Source organism: Mesorhizobium sp. WSM1386 (genome assembly GCF_055901595.1).
Genome location: NZ_CM148373.1, coordinates 3,311,095 through 3,327,873, shown reverse-complemented (window position 1 = coordinate 3,327,873; position 16,779 = coordinate 3,311,095). Strand labels below are relative to the sequence as shown.

15 protein-coding genes are annotated in these 16,779 nt (G+C 63.2%); 10 read left to right on the top strand and 5 right to left on the bottom strand.

The window, feature by feature from the left end; all coding sequences use genetic code 11:
• Positions 1–50: 50 nt before the first annotated feature.
• The 5 genes from AC0NIH_RS16345 (at position 51) to AC0NIH_RS16325 (ending at position 6,543) form a co-directional block, all read left to right on the top strand.
• Positions 51–3,800, top strand: coding sequence for a hydantoinase B/oxoprolinase family protein (locus tag AC0NIH_RS16345; protein ID WP_473462203.1), 3,750 nt, complete (start codon positions 51–53; stop codon positions 3,798–3,800).
• 31 nt (positions 3,801–3,831) lie between these two features.
• Positions 3,832–5,130, top strand: coding sequence for a BtaA family protein (locus tag AC0NIH_RS16340; RefSeq protein ID WP_473462119.1), 1,299 nt, complete (start codon positions 3,832–3,834; stop codon positions 5,128–5,130).
• On the top strand, positions 5,127–5,810 hold the full coding sequence (locus tag AC0NIH_RS16335; RefSeq protein WP_473462121.1) for a class I SAM-dependent methyltransferase: 684 nt from the start codon (positions 5,127–5,129) through the stop codon (positions 5,808–5,810). Before AC0NIH_RS16340 ends, AC0NIH_RS16335 begins: the two co-directional genes overlap by 4 nt.
• A 119-nt stretch (positions 5,811–5,929) precedes the next feature.
• A complete protein-coding gene (locus AC0NIH_RS16330; protein WP_352708925.1) occupies positions 5,930–6,226 on the top strand; it encodes a type II toxin-antitoxin system RelE/ParE family toxin in 297 nt (98 codons plus the stop codon).
• Positions 6,227–6,234: 8 nt separating this feature from the next.
• A complete protein-coding gene (locus AC0NIH_RS16325) occupies positions 6,235–6,543 on the top strand; it encodes a HigA family addiction module antitoxin (RefSeq protein WP_013894649.1) in 309 nt (102 codons plus the stop codon).
• 34 nt (positions 6,544–6,577) lie between these two features.
• On the opposite strand, the gene AC0NIH_RS16320 is transcribed toward AC0NIH_RS16325, so the two are convergent.
• Positions 6,578–7,957, bottom strand: a complete 1,380-nt coding sequence (locus AC0NIH_RS16320) for a serine hydrolase domain-containing protein (RefSeq protein ID WP_473462125.1) — start codon at positions 7,955–7,957, stop codon at positions 6,578–6,580.
• A 258-nt stretch (positions 7,958–8,215) separates the two neighbouring features.
• Here AC0NIH_RS16320 and AC0NIH_RS16315 point away from each other — a divergent pair, with 258 nt between their 5' ends.
• Positions 8,216–9,016, top strand: coding sequence for a glycoside hydrolase family 25 protein (locus AC0NIH_RS16315; protein WP_023778025.1), 801 nt, complete (start codon positions 8,216–8,218; stop codon positions 9,014–9,016).
• 241 nt (positions 9,017–9,257) lie between these two features.
• Positions 9,258–10,436, top strand: a complete 1,179-nt coding sequence (locus tag AC0NIH_RS16310; RefSeq protein ID WP_473462128.1) for a lytic murein transglycosylase — start codon at positions 9,258–9,260, stop codon at positions 10,434–10,436.
• Between the two features lie 78 nt (positions 10,437–10,514).
• Here AC0NIH_RS16310 and AC0NIH_RS16305 read toward each other — a convergent pair whose 3' ends face one another.
• Complete coding sequence (locus AC0NIH_RS16305; protein WP_013894645.1) at positions 10,515–11,735, bottom strand: alanine racemase; 1,221 nt, start codon at positions 11,733–11,735, stop codon at positions 10,515–10,517.
• A gap of 223 nt (positions 11,736–11,958) precedes the next feature.
• Here AC0NIH_RS16305 and AC0NIH_RS16300 point away from each other — a divergent pair, with 223 nt between their 5' ends.
• Entirely contained in the window at positions 11,959–12,876 is a 918-nt protein-coding gene (locus AC0NIH_RS16300; RefSeq protein ID WP_224686145.1) for a DMT family transporter, read from the top strand.
• Positions 12,877–13,256: 380 nt separating this feature from the next.
• Here the strand turns inward: AC0NIH_RS16300 and metF are convergent, their stop codons facing one another.
• A complete protein-coding gene (metF, locus tag AC0NIH_RS16295) occupies positions 13,257–14,174 on the bottom strand; it encodes a methylenetetrahydrofolate reductase [NAD(P)H] (protein ID WP_473462131.1) in 918 nt (305 codons plus the stop codon).
• Positions 14,174–15,196 (bottom strand): ArsR/SmtB family transcription factor, encoded by a 1,023-nt coding sequence (locus AC0NIH_RS16290; protein ID WP_473462134.1) that lies wholly within the window; start codon positions 15,194–15,196, stop codon positions 14,174–14,176. Before AC0NIH_RS16290 ends, metF begins: the two co-directional genes overlap by 1 nt.
• Positions 15,197–15,387: 191 nt before the next feature.
• Between AC0NIH_RS16290 and tsaA the strand changes: the two genes are divergently transcribed.
• Entirely contained in the window at positions 15,388–15,927 is a 540-nt protein-coding gene (gene tsaA, locus AC0NIH_RS16285) for a tRNA (N6-threonylcarbamoyladenosine(37)-N6)-methyltransferase TrmO (protein ID WP_473462136.1), read from the top strand.
• On the top strand, positions 15,924–16,238 hold the full coding sequence (locus tag AC0NIH_RS16280) for a DUF2293 domain-containing protein (RefSeq protein ID WP_023765154.1): 315 nt from the start codon (positions 15,924–15,926) through the stop codon (positions 16,236–16,238). The genes tsaA and AC0NIH_RS16280 overlap by 4 nt, the downstream gene beginning before the upstream one ends.
• 6 nt (positions 16,239–16,244) lie before the next feature.
• On the opposite strand, the gene AC0NIH_RS16275 is transcribed toward AC0NIH_RS16280, so the two are convergent.
• A complete protein-coding gene (locus AC0NIH_RS16275) occupies positions 16,245–16,754 on the bottom strand; it encodes a hypothetical protein (protein WP_473462138.1) in 510 nt (169 codons plus the stop codon).
• Positions 16,755–16,779 lie beyond the last annotated feature (25 nt).

Here is a 16,779-nt window from a genome sequence, read left to right as displayed (position 1 = left end):
GGCGCATTAACAACGAAAGCTGGAAACGAAAAATGCCGGAGACAGCCGCCATGGCCGCGAAATGGGACTTCTGGATCGACCGCGGCGGCACCTTCACCGATGTCGTCGGCCGAGACCCGCAAGGGGGACTGCATCCGCGCAAGCTCCTTTCGGAGAACCCGGAAGCCTATGCCGATGCCGCCATCCAGGGCATACGTGACCTGCTCCGGCTTGAACCTAGCACCGCGGTTCCGCCCGGCCGGATCGGCGACATCAAGATGGGCACCACGGTGGCTACCAATGCGCTTCTGGAGCGCAAGGGCGACCGCGTGCTCCTGCTCATCACCAAGGGGTTTCGCGATGCGCTCAGGATCGCCTATCAGGCGCGCCCGGACATCTTCGCCAAGGAGATCATCCTTCCCGAACAGCTTTATGAGCGCGTCATCGAGGTCAACGAGCGTGTGCTGGCCGATGGCTCCGTCGAACGGCTGCTCGACATCGCCGCTTGTCGGCCGGCAATCGAACAGGCCAAGGCCGACGGCATCGATGCCGTAGCCATCGTCTTCATGCATGCCTGGAAATACCCCGATCACGAGAAGGCGGTGGCAAAAGTCTGCCGCAAGCTTGGTTTCGGCCAGGTCTCGGTCAGCCACGAGGTTTCGCCGCTGATCAAGCTGGTGGGCCGCGGCGACACAACCGTGGTCGACGCCTATCTGTCGCCCATCCTGTCGAGGTATGTGCAGAAGGTGGCGGGAGAACTGGGTGCGGCGGAAGAGACTGACCAATCCCCCCGCCTGATGTTCATGATGTCTTCTGGCGGCCTCACCGCCGCCAATATGTTCCAGGGCAAGGACGCGCTGCTGTCGGGTCCGGCCGGCGGCGTCGTCGGCATGGTCGAGACAGCGAAATCCGCCGGTTTCGACAAGGTCATCGGCTTCGACATGGGCGGTACATCAACCGATGTCGCCCACTATGATGGCGAGTATGAACGCGCCTTCGATACCGAAGTCGCCGGCGTGCGGGTCCGCGCCCCGATGATGCGCATCCACACCGTCGCCGCCGGCGGCGGTTCGATCCTGCATTACGAGGCCGGCCGCTTTCGTGCCGGCCCGGACTCCGCCGGCGCCAATCCCGGCCCCGCCGCCTACCGGCGTGGCGGACCGCTCGCAGTCACCGACGCCAACGTCATGCTGGGCAAGCTGCAGCCCGATTTCTTCCCGGCGATCTTCGGCCCCGACCAGGATCAGCCGCTCGACGTCGAGGCCGTGCGCGCGAAATTCAGCGCACTTGCCGCCGAGATCGGTGACGGCCGCTCGCCCGAGGCGGTCGCGGAAGGCTTCATCACCATCGCCGTCGAGAACATGGCCAACGCCATCAAGAAGATTTCCGTGCAGCGCGGCTACGACGTCACCGAATATCTGCTCAACTGCTTTGGCGGCGCCGGCGGCCAGCACGCATGCCTGGTTGCCGACGCGCTCGGCATGGAGGCGGTGCTGATCCACCCTTTCTCCGGCCTGCTTTCGGCCTATGGCATCGGCCTGGCCTCCGTCTTTGCCTCGCGCCAGCAGGCGCTGCTAAAGCCGCTTGCGGAGGAGTCCCGAACGGAGATCGGTAGCCTCATTGCCAATTTGAGAAACACCGTCATCGCCGAACTCGCTGCGCAAGGCGTCGCCGAGGACGCGGTTGCCGCAAGGCCGGTGCTGCACATTCGCTACGACGGCACCGACACGACACTGCCGGTGAATTTCGAAAGTGACTCGATTTTCCAGGCGAAGCGCGATTTCGAGATCGCCCACAAGGCGCAATTCGGTTTCGTCTATGACGACAAGCCGATGATCGTCGAGACCGTCAGCGTCGAAGGCACCGACACCGGCGGCGGCGGCCGCGACGAAAGCGATTCAGAAACCGAGGATCTCACCTTAAGCCCTTCGCAGAGCCGCGAAATCTTCACCGAGGGAGAATGGCGTGCATCCGGCATTTTCCGCCGTGAGGCGCTGAAGCCGGGCAACAGGATTGCCGGTCCCGCCCTGATCATCGAGCCGAACCAGACCATCGTCGTCGAGCCGGGCTGGCAGGCCGAGATCACCGCCAGGAACCATGTGCTGCTGCGCCGTGTCGAAAGAAAGCGCCGTCAGGCAGCGCTCGGCACCGAAGCCGACCCGGTGGTGCTGGAGGTCTTCAACAACCTCTTCATGTCGATCGCAGAGCAGATGGGGGTGACGCTGCAGAACACCGCCTACTCCGTCAACATCAAGGAAAGGCTGGATTTTTCCTGCGCTGTCTTCGATCACACCGGTGCGCTGGTCGCCAACGCGCCGCACATGCCGGTCCACCTCGGCTCAATGGACCGTTCGGTCGAGACCATTATCCGGCTGAACTCCGGCGACATCCATCCCGGCGACGTCTTTGCCCTCAACGCGCCCTATAATGGCGGCACGCATCTGCCCGACATCACCGTTGTGACGCCGGTGTTTTCCCTCCCCCTTGAGGGGAGGGTGGCCGCGCAGCGGCCGGGTGGGGTCCTCTCAGAAGGCACCGCAAGAACGTCGAGCACTGCCTCGGCGACCCCCTCCACCGCCTTCGGCGGCACCTCCCCCTCAAGGGGGGAGGAAGTCCTCTTCTACGTTGCCTCGCGCGGTCACCACGCCGATATCGGCGGCACAGCGCCCGGATCGATGACGCCGCTCGCCACCACGGTCGACGAGGAAGGTGTCCTGTTCGACAATTTCCGCATCGTCGACCGCGGGAAATTCCGCGAGACGGAATTGCAGACGCTGCTCACCGACCACCGCTATCCGGCCCGCAACCCGCACCAGAACATCGCCGACCTCAAGGCGCAGATCGCCGCCAACGAGAAAGGCGTCGCCGAACTGCGCAAGATGGTCGCGCATTTCGGCCTCGATGTCGTCGAGGCCTATATGGGTCACGTCCAGGACAACGCCGCCGAAAGCGTGCGCCGCGTGCTGGAGCGATTGCCCGACACGTCGCGATACGAATACCCGACCGACACCGGCCAGATCATCAAGGTGAAGATATCGGTCGACCGGCAAAAACGCGAGGCGACCGTCGACTTCACCGGCACGTCACCGGTCATGAAGAACAACTTCAACGCACCCGAGCCTGTCGCCCGTGCGGCGGTGCTTTATGCCTTCCGTGTCATGGTCGAGGACATGATCCCGATGAATGCCGGGTGCCTCAGGCCAATCAACATCATCATTCCCGATGGCTGCATGCTGAAGCCCGCCTACCCCGCCGCCGTCGTCGCCGGCAATGTCGAGACCTCGCAGCATGTCACCAACGCGCTGTTCGGCGCCATGGGCGCGATGGCCAATGCGCAGGGCACGATGAACAATTTGACCTTCGGCAACAAGCAATACCAGTATTACGAGACGATCTGCTCCGGCTCGCCGGCAGGCCAGATGAACTCCGGCCGCGGCTTTGCCGGCACGTCCGGCGTCCACACCCACATGACCAATTCCCGCCTCACCGACCCGGAAGTGCTGGAACTCCGCTTTCCCGTGGTGCTGGAGGATTTCCACATCCGCGAAGGGTCCGGCGGCACGGGCAAATGGAATGCCGGCGACGGCACCAAACGCACCATCCGCTTTCTCGAAAAGATGGAATGCGCGATCCTGTCCTCGCACCGCAACCGTCCGCCGCAGGGGCTGGACGGTGGTGGTGATGGTGAGGTCGGATCGACCAAGGTGCGCCGCAAGGACGGTCGCGTCGACACGTTGAAGGCCTGCGACCAGACCGTGCTGGATGCCGGTGAGGCTGTTATCCTGACGACACCGACGCCGGGCGGGTTTGGCAAGGCCTGAACCTCCGTCAACAGGCTGTCACCGGCCTGTCATGACCCTGCGCTACCCGCTTGCGGCAAAGCAAATGGGGAATCACTTTGTCATGACGGACGTCTCCTCGGATCTGGTTTTTCGCCGCGGCAAGGAAGTTGGAAGGGCCGTCTACCAGAACCGCGCGCTTTCGAAAGCCGGTATTTCCGAGCGGCTGTTCGCCTTCCTGTTTTCCGGCCTCGTCTATCCGCAGATCTGGGAAGACCCCGATGTCGACATGGAGGCCATGCAGCTTGGCCAGGGCCACCGCGTCGTCACCATCGCCTCGGGTGGCTGCAACATCCTGGCCTACCTCACCCGCTCGCCGGCAAGGATCGACGCCGTCGACCTCAACGCCGCGCACATCGCGCTGAACCGCATGAAGCTGGAGGCGGTGCGCCGTCTGCCCTCGCAGGGCGATCTGTTTCGTTTCTTCGGTGCTGCCGATACCAGCCACAATTCGCAAGCCTACGACCGCTTCATCGCGCCGCATCTCGATCCGGTCAGCCGTCACTATTGGGAGCGCCGCAACTGGCGCGGCATCAGGCGCATCGGCGTTTTCGACCGCAACTTCTACCAGACCGGCCTGCTCGGCCTGTTCATCGCCATGGGCCACCGCACGGCGAAATTCTTCGGCGTCGACCCAGCGGGCATCATGCAGGCCCGCAACATCGGCGAACAGCGCCGCTTCTTCAACGAGGAACTGGCGCCGGTCTTCGACAGGAAGCTTCTGAAATGGGCGACCTCGCGCAAGGCCTCCCTGTTCGGCCTCGGCATTCCGCCGGCGCAGTATGATTCGCTGATCACCTCCGGCGACGGCACAATGGCCAGCGTGCTGAAGGCCCGGCTGGAAAAACTCGCCTGCGATTTTCCCCTGGAAAACAATTATTTCGCCTGGCAGGCTTTCGCCCGCCGCTATCCCGAGCCCGGCGAAGCCGCCCTGCCCGCCTATCTGGAAAAGCCTAACTACGACACCATCCGCGGCAACATCGATCGCGTCGCCATCCACCATGCCAATCTGATCGAGTTCCTGGCCGGCAAGGATGCCGGCACTGTCGACCGCTTCATCCTGCTCGACGCCCAGGACTGGATGACCGACGACCAGCTCAATGCACTGTGGTCGGAAATCACCCGCACCGCCTCCACCGGCGCCCGCGTCATCTTCCGCACCGCCGCCGAGCCCAGCCTGTTGCCGGGCCGCGTCTCCACTTCGTTGCTCGACCAATGGGACTACCAGAACGAGGCATCGCGCGACTTCTCGGCCCGCGACCGCTCGGCCATCTATGGCGGCTTCCACCTCTATGTGAAGCGTCCGGCATGAGCACGACGGAACTGCCGGCCAGCCCCGAATTCAAGGCCAACCATGCCGAACTGATGGACGGCGTCTACCGCTGGCAGCGTCACATCTACGACCTGACCCGCAAATATTATCTTCTCGGCCGCGACCGGCTGATTTCAGGGCTGGATGTTCCAGCCGGCGGCAGCGTGCTGGAACTCGGCTGCGGCACCGGCCGCAACATCATCCTGGCCGCCCGTCGCTATCCCGATGCCCGCTTCTTCGGCCTCGACATTTCGGCCGAGATGCTGGAGACGGCCGGCAAGGTGATCGACCGCAAAGGCCTGTCCAGCCGCGTCACGCTGGCAAGAGGCGACGCGACCGATTTCGATGCCGGCGCGCTCTTCGGCACCGAACGCTTCGACCGCGTCTTCGTGTCCTATTCGCTGTCGATGATCCCCGGCTGGGAGAAGACGGTGTCGGCGGCACTGGCAGCACTTGCCCCCGACGGTTCGCTGCATATCGTCGACTTCGGCCAGCAGGAGGGGCTGCCCGGCTGGTTCCGAACGTTGCTGCGCGGCTGGCTCAGAAAATTCCACGTCTCGCCACGTGAGTCTCTGCGCGAAGTTCTGGAATCGGAATCCCGGCGAACCGATGCAAGCTTCCATTTTCGCACCCTTTATCGCGGCTACGCGTGGCTGGCTGTGATCAAGATCGCCATCTGAAAAATAGCAGCCATCGGGATCAATCCCCTCAGTGAGACGATAGCTACCGCGCTCAGCAAGATAGATTGCCTGGTGACCCAAGGAGTGGTACATTATCTCCATGCTGCTGAAGGCATGTGATGATCGTCGGCTTTAGGGACGGATGGCTGCGGGCTTTCTTCGTAGAAGATACCCACTCCCGCAATATTCCGTCCGACCTCGAAAGCCGCTTGTTCCGCAAGCTCCAGATGATTGACGACGCGATGGTCGATCAGGATTTGCGCGTGCCGCCAAGCAATCATTTCGAGAAGTTGCGCGGCAATCTCGAAGGCTTCCATTCCATCCGCGTCAACAAGCAATGGCGGCTGGTCTTCCGCTGGGATGGCGGCCGCGGTGAGGCGTCGGACATCTATCTGGACGACCACGGTTATAAGTGAGGTGAGACATGTTGATGACTGCACGCAAGCCGGCAACGGTTGGTGAAATTCTCTCGGAAGAATTCATGCAGCCGCTCGGCCTGACACAGGCAGCCTTGGCCGACGCGATGGGCGTTCAACGCAAGCACGTGAACGAATTGTGCAACGACCGCCGCAGCGTGACGGCGGCGACTGCGCTCATTTTGGCGCGGGTGTTTGGCAACAGTCCGGACTTCTGGTTGAACGTCCAACGCCGCAGCGATCTTTGGGCGGTTATGAATTCGCCCGACGAGCGCGCGCGTGTCGATCGCGCCAAGCCTTTGGCGACGGCTGCATAGACAGGACTTTGAGGCGACCGGCGGCCGCCGCGTTCTAATGCAATGCCTTCACCAGCGCTCCCACCATCGTCCGCGGGCGGTAGCCGAGCTTGGCAGGCGTCAGGCCGAGCCGTACCACCACCAACTGCTCGGACGGGATGATGGTGACGGTCTGCCCGTCATGACCTTGCATCCAGTAAGTGTCCTTGGGCAGGCCCGCTGCGACACCAGCGCCAGGCTTCTCCTCGTCGCCGGGTGCTTCGATCCACAACTGGCCCTTGCCGTAGACCTTGGAAGCCGGTGCCGGTTCGCGCATCCAGTCGACGAAGCCGGCCGGCAGGATCTGGTTGCCGTTCCAGACACCGCCCTGCAGCAGGAACTGGCCGAAGCGCGCCCAGTCATGCGCGGTGGCGTAGAGATAGGACGAGCCGACGAATGTGCCCTGCTCATCGGTTTCGAGCACCGCACTGTGCATGCCGAGCGGCTCGAACAGCGCGCTGCGCGGCAATGTCAGCGCTTTGGCCTTGTCGCCGATCGCGTCCTGCCAGAGCCGCGACAGCATCACCGCCGTGCCGCTTGAATAGGAAAACACCTTGCCGACCTCGCCAGTCAGCGGCTTGGATTCGGCAAAGCCCGCCATGTCGGGTTCGAGATAGAGCATGCGCGTGACATCGGCGACGTCGCCGTAATCCTCGTTGAATTCCAGCCCGCTCGACATCGCCATCATGTCGGCAAGGCTGATCGCGGCGCGGCCATCTGTCTTCCACGGCGCGAACAGGCCCTTGTTGTCGATGGTCATCTTGCCGTCCTTGACCAGCGTGCCGATGATGGCGGCATTCACCGTCTTGGTCATCGACCAGCCGAGCAGCGGCGTCTTGGCGGAAAACCCCTCGCCATAGCGTTCGGCGACGACGCGACCGTTCTTGACCACCACGATCGCCCGCATGCCGGCGCCGGTCAGCGCCGCATCGTCGAGCAGCTTTGCAATCACTGGATCCTGTGAAGCGTCGACCCGCTCGCCCTCCGGCCACAGCGTATCCCGGCTGGTCGCGACAGGCTCGACATGGACTGCCGTGCGCCGCGCCTTGCCGACGTCGCCGTCGGGGACCGAGGCGCAGCCCAGCCCGTCGCGGGCGACGGCGACGCTCTTGCCGAGGAAGCCGAGCAAACCAGCGGAAACCGTACCGCGGTTCTTGTCGACCGAAACCCGCATCAGCCGCAGCAGTGGGTGGCCCGGCGCCTGCACGTCGACGGCAAGCACCTCGTTGGGGTCGCGTCCGGCGATGAAGACATTGGAGCAGACGATCTTGGCCGAATAGCCCGAGCCGACGCGGATCAATTCCGGCGGCGCGATATAAAGCCAGGCAAACAAAGCGGCGACCGCCAGCACGATCAGGCCAAGCAGCCATTTGACGATCTTGACGACGATCCGCATCTTTTCGGTCCCTGCTCTTCAGCTGCCCGGTCACTTCCGGCTCGATCTATGTCATCGATTTGCCGCCATTGCTTCGGCAAAATCGAGGTTCTTGTCGAGCGCCATCAACCTGTTATCAACCATGATCGGCGATCACTGGAGAATCAGGAGATGCTGTGGGGCGATCTCCTGAGGGCTGACACGTGCCGACCAAGGCACTGAGGTCACCCCGCAACAACAACCCATCAGCGACCGGCTGAATCCGGCTTGGAAGTTGTGATGCGCCGTCTTGCGGCTCTTTTCATGCTCACGCTGCTTGGCGCCTGCTCGACCGTGGACGATCTCTCGCCGCTGTCGCCATCTTCGTCCAGCAGTGGGACGGTTGCCGTGCGCGCGCCGCGCTTCGGCGATTCCAAGCCGCATGAATGGGACAGCGGGGCGCCATGGAACTATGCCGTCCATGGCACCGACGTCTCCAAGTACCAGACCTCGGTCGATTGGCCGGCGGCCAGGGCGAGCGGCATTTCCTTCGCCTTCATCAAGGCGACCGAGGGCGGAGACCGCTTCGACGAATATTTCAACGAGCATTGGGCGCGCACCAAAGCCGCGGGCGTTCCGCGCGCGGCCTATCACTTCTTCTATTTCTGCACGCCGGCGGCCGTCCAGGCGCGCTGGTTCATCCAGAATGTCCCCGTCGACCGCTCCTCGATGCCGCCGGTGCTCGACATGGAATGGAATCCGAAATCGCCGACCTGCAGGCTGCGCCCCGACGCGGCCACGGTGCGCGCGGAGATGGCCACCTTCCTCGAAATCATCGAGCGGCATTACGGCAAGAAGCCGATCATCTACACCTCGGTCGATTTCTTCGACGACAACGAACTGTCGACCTTCCGCGGTTATCCCTACTGGCTGCGCTCCGTCGCCGGCCATCCGCGCGAGAAGTACGGCAGCCACCCCTTCACCTTCTGGCAGTATACCGGCACAGGCATCGTTCCCGGCATGACCGGCAAGTCCGATATCAATGTGTTCAACGGCAGCGAGGCCGCCTGGAACAAGTGGCTGCGGCAGAACACCCGTTGATACCGGGTTCAACCGCAGCAACGCCTTAGATCAAATCACTCCAGCAGAGTTTCCGTTGAACCGGGTTCAACGGCAGCGAATCCGCCCGGATATGTGGCTACGGCAGAAGAACCGTTGACACCGGGCCTGCCGCCTGCTTTTCGACACAGCCAGCGGTAATGAGTGCAACCGCCGGTAATTCAGGGTGTTGGGCTTCCAGGCAAGCCGCGACAACGCCCTTCTTCGCTTCGAAAGGAAGCCGATGCGACTGCGTTTCCAAGCCCTCGCGGCGCTGTTGCTGTGCGCCACGGCCTTGCCGGCGGTGGCGCAGGAATGCGGCGGCGATTTCGAAACCTGGAAACAGGGGGTCGCGGCCGAGGCCAAGGCCGCGGGTGTCGGTCCCGTCGGCCTCGATGCGCTTGAAGATGCCAACTTCGACGAGAGGGCTCTGGCGCGCGACCGCGCCCAGGGCGTCTTCACCCAGACCTTCGTTCAATTCTCAAACCGCATGATCTCGGCCTACCGGCTCAAGCAAGGTGCGGCGAACATGAAGAAATATGCCGATATCTTCGCTCGCGCCGACCAGCAGTTCGGCGTCCAGGCACCGGTCATCACCGCCTTTTGGGCACTGGAGACGGACTTCGGCGCCGTGCAGGGCGATTTCCACACGCTGAGCGCGCTGGTCACACTGTCGCATGATTGCCGCCGCCCGCAACTGTTCCGGCAGCAACTCGTACCACTGCTGGAACTGATTGATCGCGGCGTATTGCCGGCCGATGTCACCGGCGCCTGGGCCGGCGAGATCGGCCAGACCCAAATCCTGCCTTCGGACTATCTGGCGCGCGGCGTCGACGGCGATGGCGACGGCAAGATCGACCTGCGCGGCAGCGCGCCCGACGTGATCATGACCACGGCCAACAAGGTGCTGTCGCGCGGCTGGAAGCGTGACGAACCCTGGATCCAGGAAGTGCGCGTGCCCGACGAGATGCCGTGGGACCAGACCGGGCGCACCAACAAATTGCCGCTGACACAGTGGGCGCAGTGGGGCATCACCAATCCCGACGGCTCGCCGCTTGTCGACAAGGGCCTGAAGGCTGGCCTCGCCTTGCCCATGGGCCGCAAGGGCCCGGCCTTCCTCACCTACGACAATTTCGACGTCTATCTCGAATGGAATCAGTCCTTCACCTATGCGCTGACCGCGGCCAACCTCGCGGCAAGGCTCGCCGGCGCACCGCCGCTTGATCCACGCAACCCTGAACCAGGCCTCGACAACAACCAGATGAAGGCACTGCAAACCAAGCTCGAAGCCCGGGGCTACGACGTCGGTACGGTCGACGGCATCCTTGGCACCAACACCCGCGAAGCCATTCGCAAGGAGCAGATGCGGCTGGGGTTGCCCGTGGACGGTTGGCCGACACCGGAGCTTTTGGCGAAACTGTGAAGGGAGCGAGTAGCGAGTAGCGAGTAGCGAGTAGCGAGGAAGATAATGCCGTATTCGCTACTCACTATTCCCTATTCGCTAATCCGCCATCGTCTCCAAACTGGCGAAGCCCTGCGGCGCGTCGCCCTCGTCGAACGGCGTCGCCACCTCGACGAAGGTGTCGGGATAGAACCCGTTGAAGCGGGTCCTTAGCGACAGCGAATAGGCGCCGATATGGCCGATCTCGATCCAGTCGCCGGTGTCGACGGTTTCCGGCAGCCAGAACGGCCGGGACAGGATGTCGACGGAATCGCAGGTCGCGCCGCAGACCTTGAACGGTACGATGTTCTTTTCCTCGCCATTGCGCGAACGGATCGCCGGATCGGGGATGAAGCGGGCCGGCAGCGTGATCTTGCCGGTCCATGAATCAGACAGCGAAGCCCAGATGCCGTCATTGATGTAGAGCCGCTTGCCCTTGCGCAACAGCACCCGCACGATCAGCGACAGGCAGCGCGCCACGATCACCCTGCCCGGCTCAGCCACCAATGGAATCTGATCGAACTGGTACTCCTTCAGGTCGCCGGAAAGCCGCGACATGATCTGGCCGAGCGACGGCATCTCGATCTGCTTGCGGTTGGGATCGTGCCCGTATTCAGCGGGAAAGCCGCCGCCGACATCCAACCCGGCAATATCGAAGGTCAGCCGGTTGCGCACCCAGTCCGCCGAGGCCAGCGCCCGCTCATAGGTGTCGGGGTCCTCGATCTGGCTGCCGACGTGGAAGCAAAGCCCAACCTTGTAGCCGGTGCGGTTCAGCCGCTCGGCGAGCTCGACCGCATAGGCCGGCCCGGCGCCGAACTTCTTCGACAGCTCGTAGGCGGCCGATCCTTTCGTCTGGATGCGCACGAACACGCTGATCGCACCCGGATCGATATCGAGCGCCCGCACCACGCGCGTCAGCTTGGTGATTTCGTCCTCATGGTCGAGCGAGATGACGCGGATGGCGTATTTCTCGAGCGCCAGCTTGATGTCCGACTGCGCCTTGACCGGGTGCATGTAGAGCATCTCGGCATCGGGCGAGACGGCGCGGACGGCGGAAAACTCGCCCGGCGATGCAACGTCGAAAGCAGTGACACCGGCCTCGACCAGGGTCTTCAGCACGATCTGCTCGCCATTGGTCTTGACCGCATAGGCGGTCTTGCCGGGAAACATGCCCATGAACTGCCTGGCGTCGGCCTTGAGCACCTGCGGGCGGAAGCAATAGACCGGATCGTCCGGGCGAAGCGCCAGGGCCGCCTCGCGGGCATTCTCGAATCGCTGCATTGACGAATCCTCGACTTCGGCCTGCGCACAATTAATCCAAGCTAGCGGCCAATGAAAACAATTCTGTGTCTCGTGCGCCCGGCGCAGCGACTCTAGTTTTGGGGCAGCGTTTGCCATCGATCAGGTTTCGGGTGGCCCTTGCCGCCGAACCCGATATGCCATCTGCCTGACCGGTCGGGATTCAAACCGGCATTTCAGCCCGTCTTGGGGGAGGATGATTCACATGGCAATGGCCGCGACAGCACCGCCACGCGGACCGATGACGCTCACCGACTGGGGGCAATTGCTGCTGCTCGGTGCGATCTGGGGCGGCTCGTTCTTCTTCGCCCGCATAGCGGTGGCGGAACTTCACCCGCTGGTGCTGGTGCTGTTTCGCGTCGCCATCGCCGCGATCGCGCTGCAGCTTTATCTCGGCCTGCGCGGCCCCTCCTTCCGCCTCGCCCTGCCTCACGCCGGCCTGTTCTTCCTGCTGGCCTTCACCAACAACGTCATCCCCTTCTCGCTAATCTTTGCCGGCCAGACGAAGCTTGGCGCCGGTGTCGCCTCGGTGCTCAATGCCACCACGCCGTTCTGGACGCTGATCCTCGCCAATGCGCTGACATCGGACGAGAAGCTCTCCTGGAACAAGCTTGCCGGCATTGCGCTTGGCGTTGCCGGCACCGCGGTGATGATCGGACCGGGCCTGCTCGCCGGGCTCGGCGGCCCGGTCTGGGCCAAATTCGCGCTGATCGGCGCTTCGCTATCCTATGGCGTCGCCCTGATGGTCGCACGCCGCTTCAAGGGCGTGCCCTCGCCGGTCATCGCCACCGGACAGATGACCGCCTCGACCATTATCATGATCCCGATCGTGCTCTTCGCCCATGGCCCGGCCGGCCTGTTCTCGGCCTCGCCGCCGGTATGGACGGCCGTCTTTGCGCTGGCGCTGCTGTCCACCGCCTTCGCCTACATCCTCTATTTCAATCTCGTCGCCTCGGCCGGGGCGACCAACGCCTCGCTGGTCACGCTCATCGTGCCAGCCAGCGCCATGCTGCTCGGTTTCATGTTCCTCGGCGAACGGCTGGAACTGTTCGAGATCGGCGGCGTGGTGCTGATCGCGCTTGGCCTTGTCACCATCGATGGGCGGCTATTTGTCAAAAGGTAGCACTGCCATGACACAGCAACGACACGCCGTCGCCACAATTTATTCACAGGCCTGAAGCGGGTTTTTGCGCAGGAGTTTCAAAGCCTAACGGCAAAACCGGGGTCGCAAATTCCACAATCACGTCGCAATGCAGCACATTTTCCGCTTGCCTGTGGCACAAATGAACCTAGACTCCCACTCATAGCTCTTTAAGAGGAGGCTATGTCATGGGACTTACGAGGCCAATCAACGCATTGATGATCTGTGCTGCGTTTGCTTTCATCGGCGCCCTCATTATGGGCGTCCTTCCCTGAACCCGCCAAACCGGGGAAGACCAGCACCAAATAGTCCAGACAGTTCGAAAGGCCGGGTTTTACCCGGCCTTTTGCTATCCAGCTTGCCTATGCCGCGGCCGACCCGGCCACCTCATCCTCGTGCGAACGGATGCCGATCATGTGGCAGATCGCGAACACCAGGTCGGCCCGATTCATGGTGTAGAAGTGGAAGTCGCCCACCCCGCGCTCGACCAGGTCCAGCACCTGTTCGGCGGCCACGGCTGACGCCACCAGCGCATGCGTCTGCGGGTCGTTCTGCAAGCCGTCGAAACGCTCGGCCAGCCATGCCGGCACCAGCGCACCGCAGCGCGCCGAGAAATTGGCGACCTGGGTGAAATTGTGCACTGGCAAGATCCCGGGAACGATCGGGATGTAGATACCGGCGCGGCGCGCGCGCTCGACATACCGTTCGTAGAGATCGTTGTCGAAGAAGAACTGGGTGATCGCCCGCGTCGCGCCATTGTCGACCTTGCGCTTCAGCATGTCGATGTCGGTGGCAAAGTCAGGGCTTTCCGGATGCTTTTCCGGATAGGCCGAAACCGAAATGTCGAAGTCGCCGGCGCTCTTCAGCGCCCCGACCAGCTCAGCCCCGTTGGCATAGCCGTCCGCATGTGGACGGTAGGCGGTGCCGACGCCCGCGGCCGGATCGCCGCGCAAGGCGACGAAGCGCTTCACGCCTATATCGGCAAATTCCTGGATGACTGCATCGACCTCATGGCGGGCGGCATCCACGCAGGTCATGTGCGCGGCCGGCGTCAGGCTTGTTTCCTGCAGGATGCGGCTGATGGTGCGCGCGGTCCGCTCGCGCGTCGAACCGCCGGCGCCATAGGTCACCGAGACGAATTTCGGCTTCAGTGGCTCCAGCCGCGTGACCGTGTCCCACAGCCTTGCCTCCATCTCGTCGGACTTCGGCGGGAAGAATTCGAACGAAACCCGGACCTTATCGCCAATGTCGGGGCGGCGGGAAAAACGGAACTGGTTCATCAGGCGATTTCCCCTATCGAGGTCAATTTGGTCTGCTGGCTGTCATTGGCGGGATCGGCAATCAGCAGGCGACGGTCGCGGCCAAGCCAGAGTTTTACCGTGAGCCTGGCTTCGTTGCCGCCGCGCGGCTCGAACTCCTGGGCGTCCTCGAGGTCGAGGCCGGCCTCGGCAAACCATTCGCCGATCTGCCGGTCGGAAAAGCCGAGCCGCATATGCGCATGCTCTTCGCGCAGGAACTCCAGCGTGTGCGGTGCAAAGTCGACGATGACCAGCCTGCCCGCCGGCCGCAACAGCCGCGCCGCCTCATGGATGGCGCGGGCCGGATCGTCGAGGTAATGCAGCACCTGATGGATGGTGACGAGATCGAAGGCGTCGCGCTCGACCGGCGGCGAAAAGATGTCGCCCTGCCGCACCTGCGCATTCGAAACGCCGGCCTTGTCGAGATTGGCGCGCGCCACGGTCAGCATCTCGCGCGACATGTCGATGCCGATGCCGCGCCGGTAGAGCGGCGAGAAGATTTCGAGCAGCCGCCCGGTGCCGGTACCGAGATCGAGCATCGACTGGAACGGCCGCTTGCCGACCAGCTTCAGCATGGCGGCCTCGACGGCACGGTCCGGCACGTGCAGCGAGCGGATATGATCCCAGCTCGCCGCGTTCACCGAGAAATACTCGGTGGCGCGATCCTGCCGCTTGCGCTTGACCGAGGCCAGCCGTTCCAGATCGCGCTCGACTTGCGGATCGGCGCCGCGAATGCCGGAAACCAGCCCCATGACGAAGTCACGAGCGGAATCGGCATCCGAGAGCCGGAAGAAGGCCCACGAGCCTTCCTGATAGCGGCCGATCAGCCCTGCCTCCAGCAACAGCTTCAGGTGCCGGGAGACACGCGGCTGCGACTGGCCGAGAATTTCGGTAAGATCGGAAACCGTGAGGTCGCCTCGCGACAACAATGCCAGTATGCGCAGGCGGCTGGATTCGGCCGCCGCCTTCAATGTGTCCACCATGGTGTCGAGCGAGACGTGCATCAGCGTATTCTTTTCAGCCTATTCACTTTGAAAAAGATATAAACATATGTTTATGTCGATTTTAAAAACCTTGCAAGCGCTATGTCGCTTCCGGACAGGAAAATGCCGCATGCGTGATTTCCCGGCGCATATCGCCCAAAAGTGCGCAACGGTTTTGGGGCAATGACATGCACCAGCAAGAGATGGGTAAAATGACCGGACCGCGTGAGATGTTCGAGGGACGAGAAGGCGAGCGGAGGCTGGATCATGATCCGGCAGCAATGCCGCCCGATGCCGGCGTCGTCTTCATCGGCCGCATCGCCTCGCCGTGGGCGACGCGGGAAAGCTGCCCGAAGAACATGCGCGCTGCCCGTGAGACCGGACAGCCCGCCATGCTCACCATCGATGCGCCCTACCGCGAAGGCCTGCGCGGCCTGGAGCGGTCCAGCCACGTCGTTATCCTGTCCTGGCTGCATCACGCGCCGCGGAATCTGATTGTGCAGAAACCGCGCCATGCGGCTGAAGCCAAAGGCGTATTCGGCCTGCGCTCCCCTGCCCGCCCGAACCCGGTCGGCCTGCATGTGGCGCGGCTCGTGGGACTCGACATCACCACCGGGCGCGTCGATCTCGACGCCATCGACGTGCTCGACGGCACGCCGGTTATCGACATCAAGCCTTACTTCGCCTCGACCGATGCCATTGCCGAGGCGACCGTTGAGGGGCAAGAGGAATCCGATCGGGGTCAACGATGACCGCGCCGACAGGCCGCCGCCGCGCCATCGCCAAGGCGCTGACAGCGCTTCTGCCGCTGGCGCCCTACGCCGACATGGAGAAGATCCGCACGGATGCCGGCTCGGTGCATATGAAAACCTTGCCGCCGACGATCGCGGTGTGGCTGGCGGCGATTGCCCATATCCGCCATATGCACACCGATTACGAAAAACTGCTCGCCGACGGCTATGACCGCGACTCGGCGCGTTTCTTCGTCATCGAGCAGACCAACGTGGTGCTGACCCGCTGGCGCGCCACCCGCCTGCTTGACGCCGACGACGAGGACGAATGAGACCTGTTACTGCCGTGTCAGCACGGCGACCGCATTGTATGGTCGGCCATCGGCATGGCCGACCCATGTCCAGGACAGTTTTTCCTTGAAAAACCGGACGGTGATGTCGCCGCCATCGATGCACTTGTCCTGACCGTAGGCGATGCTCTCGTGGAACTCCGCCGAGCTGTCATCCCTGGAAGTCTGGGACAATGATCCGCCGCAGCCGAGCGAGGGATAGTCGATCGACCCGCTGCCATCGCCAATCGTCATGGCGATCGACCAGTCGGCGCCGGCGTCGCCCGCCGGACTCTGGTGGCCGCTGCCGATCCAGGTGCCGGTCAGCGTCGGCGCCGTGACGCTCACCGCGCAAGGCAGGTTCTGGAAGATCGGCGTCAGTTCACTGCCCGTCTTCTCACAGCGATAGGTCTGGCCGCCCTGGCAAAGTTCGTCGCCCTCTTTCACGCACTGCGCGCTGGCTTCGCCGGCTGCGGCGAAAATCGACAAAGCCGCAACAACGATCTCAAGCCTGTTCATTTCCCCCTCCATCTCAGCACCCGAC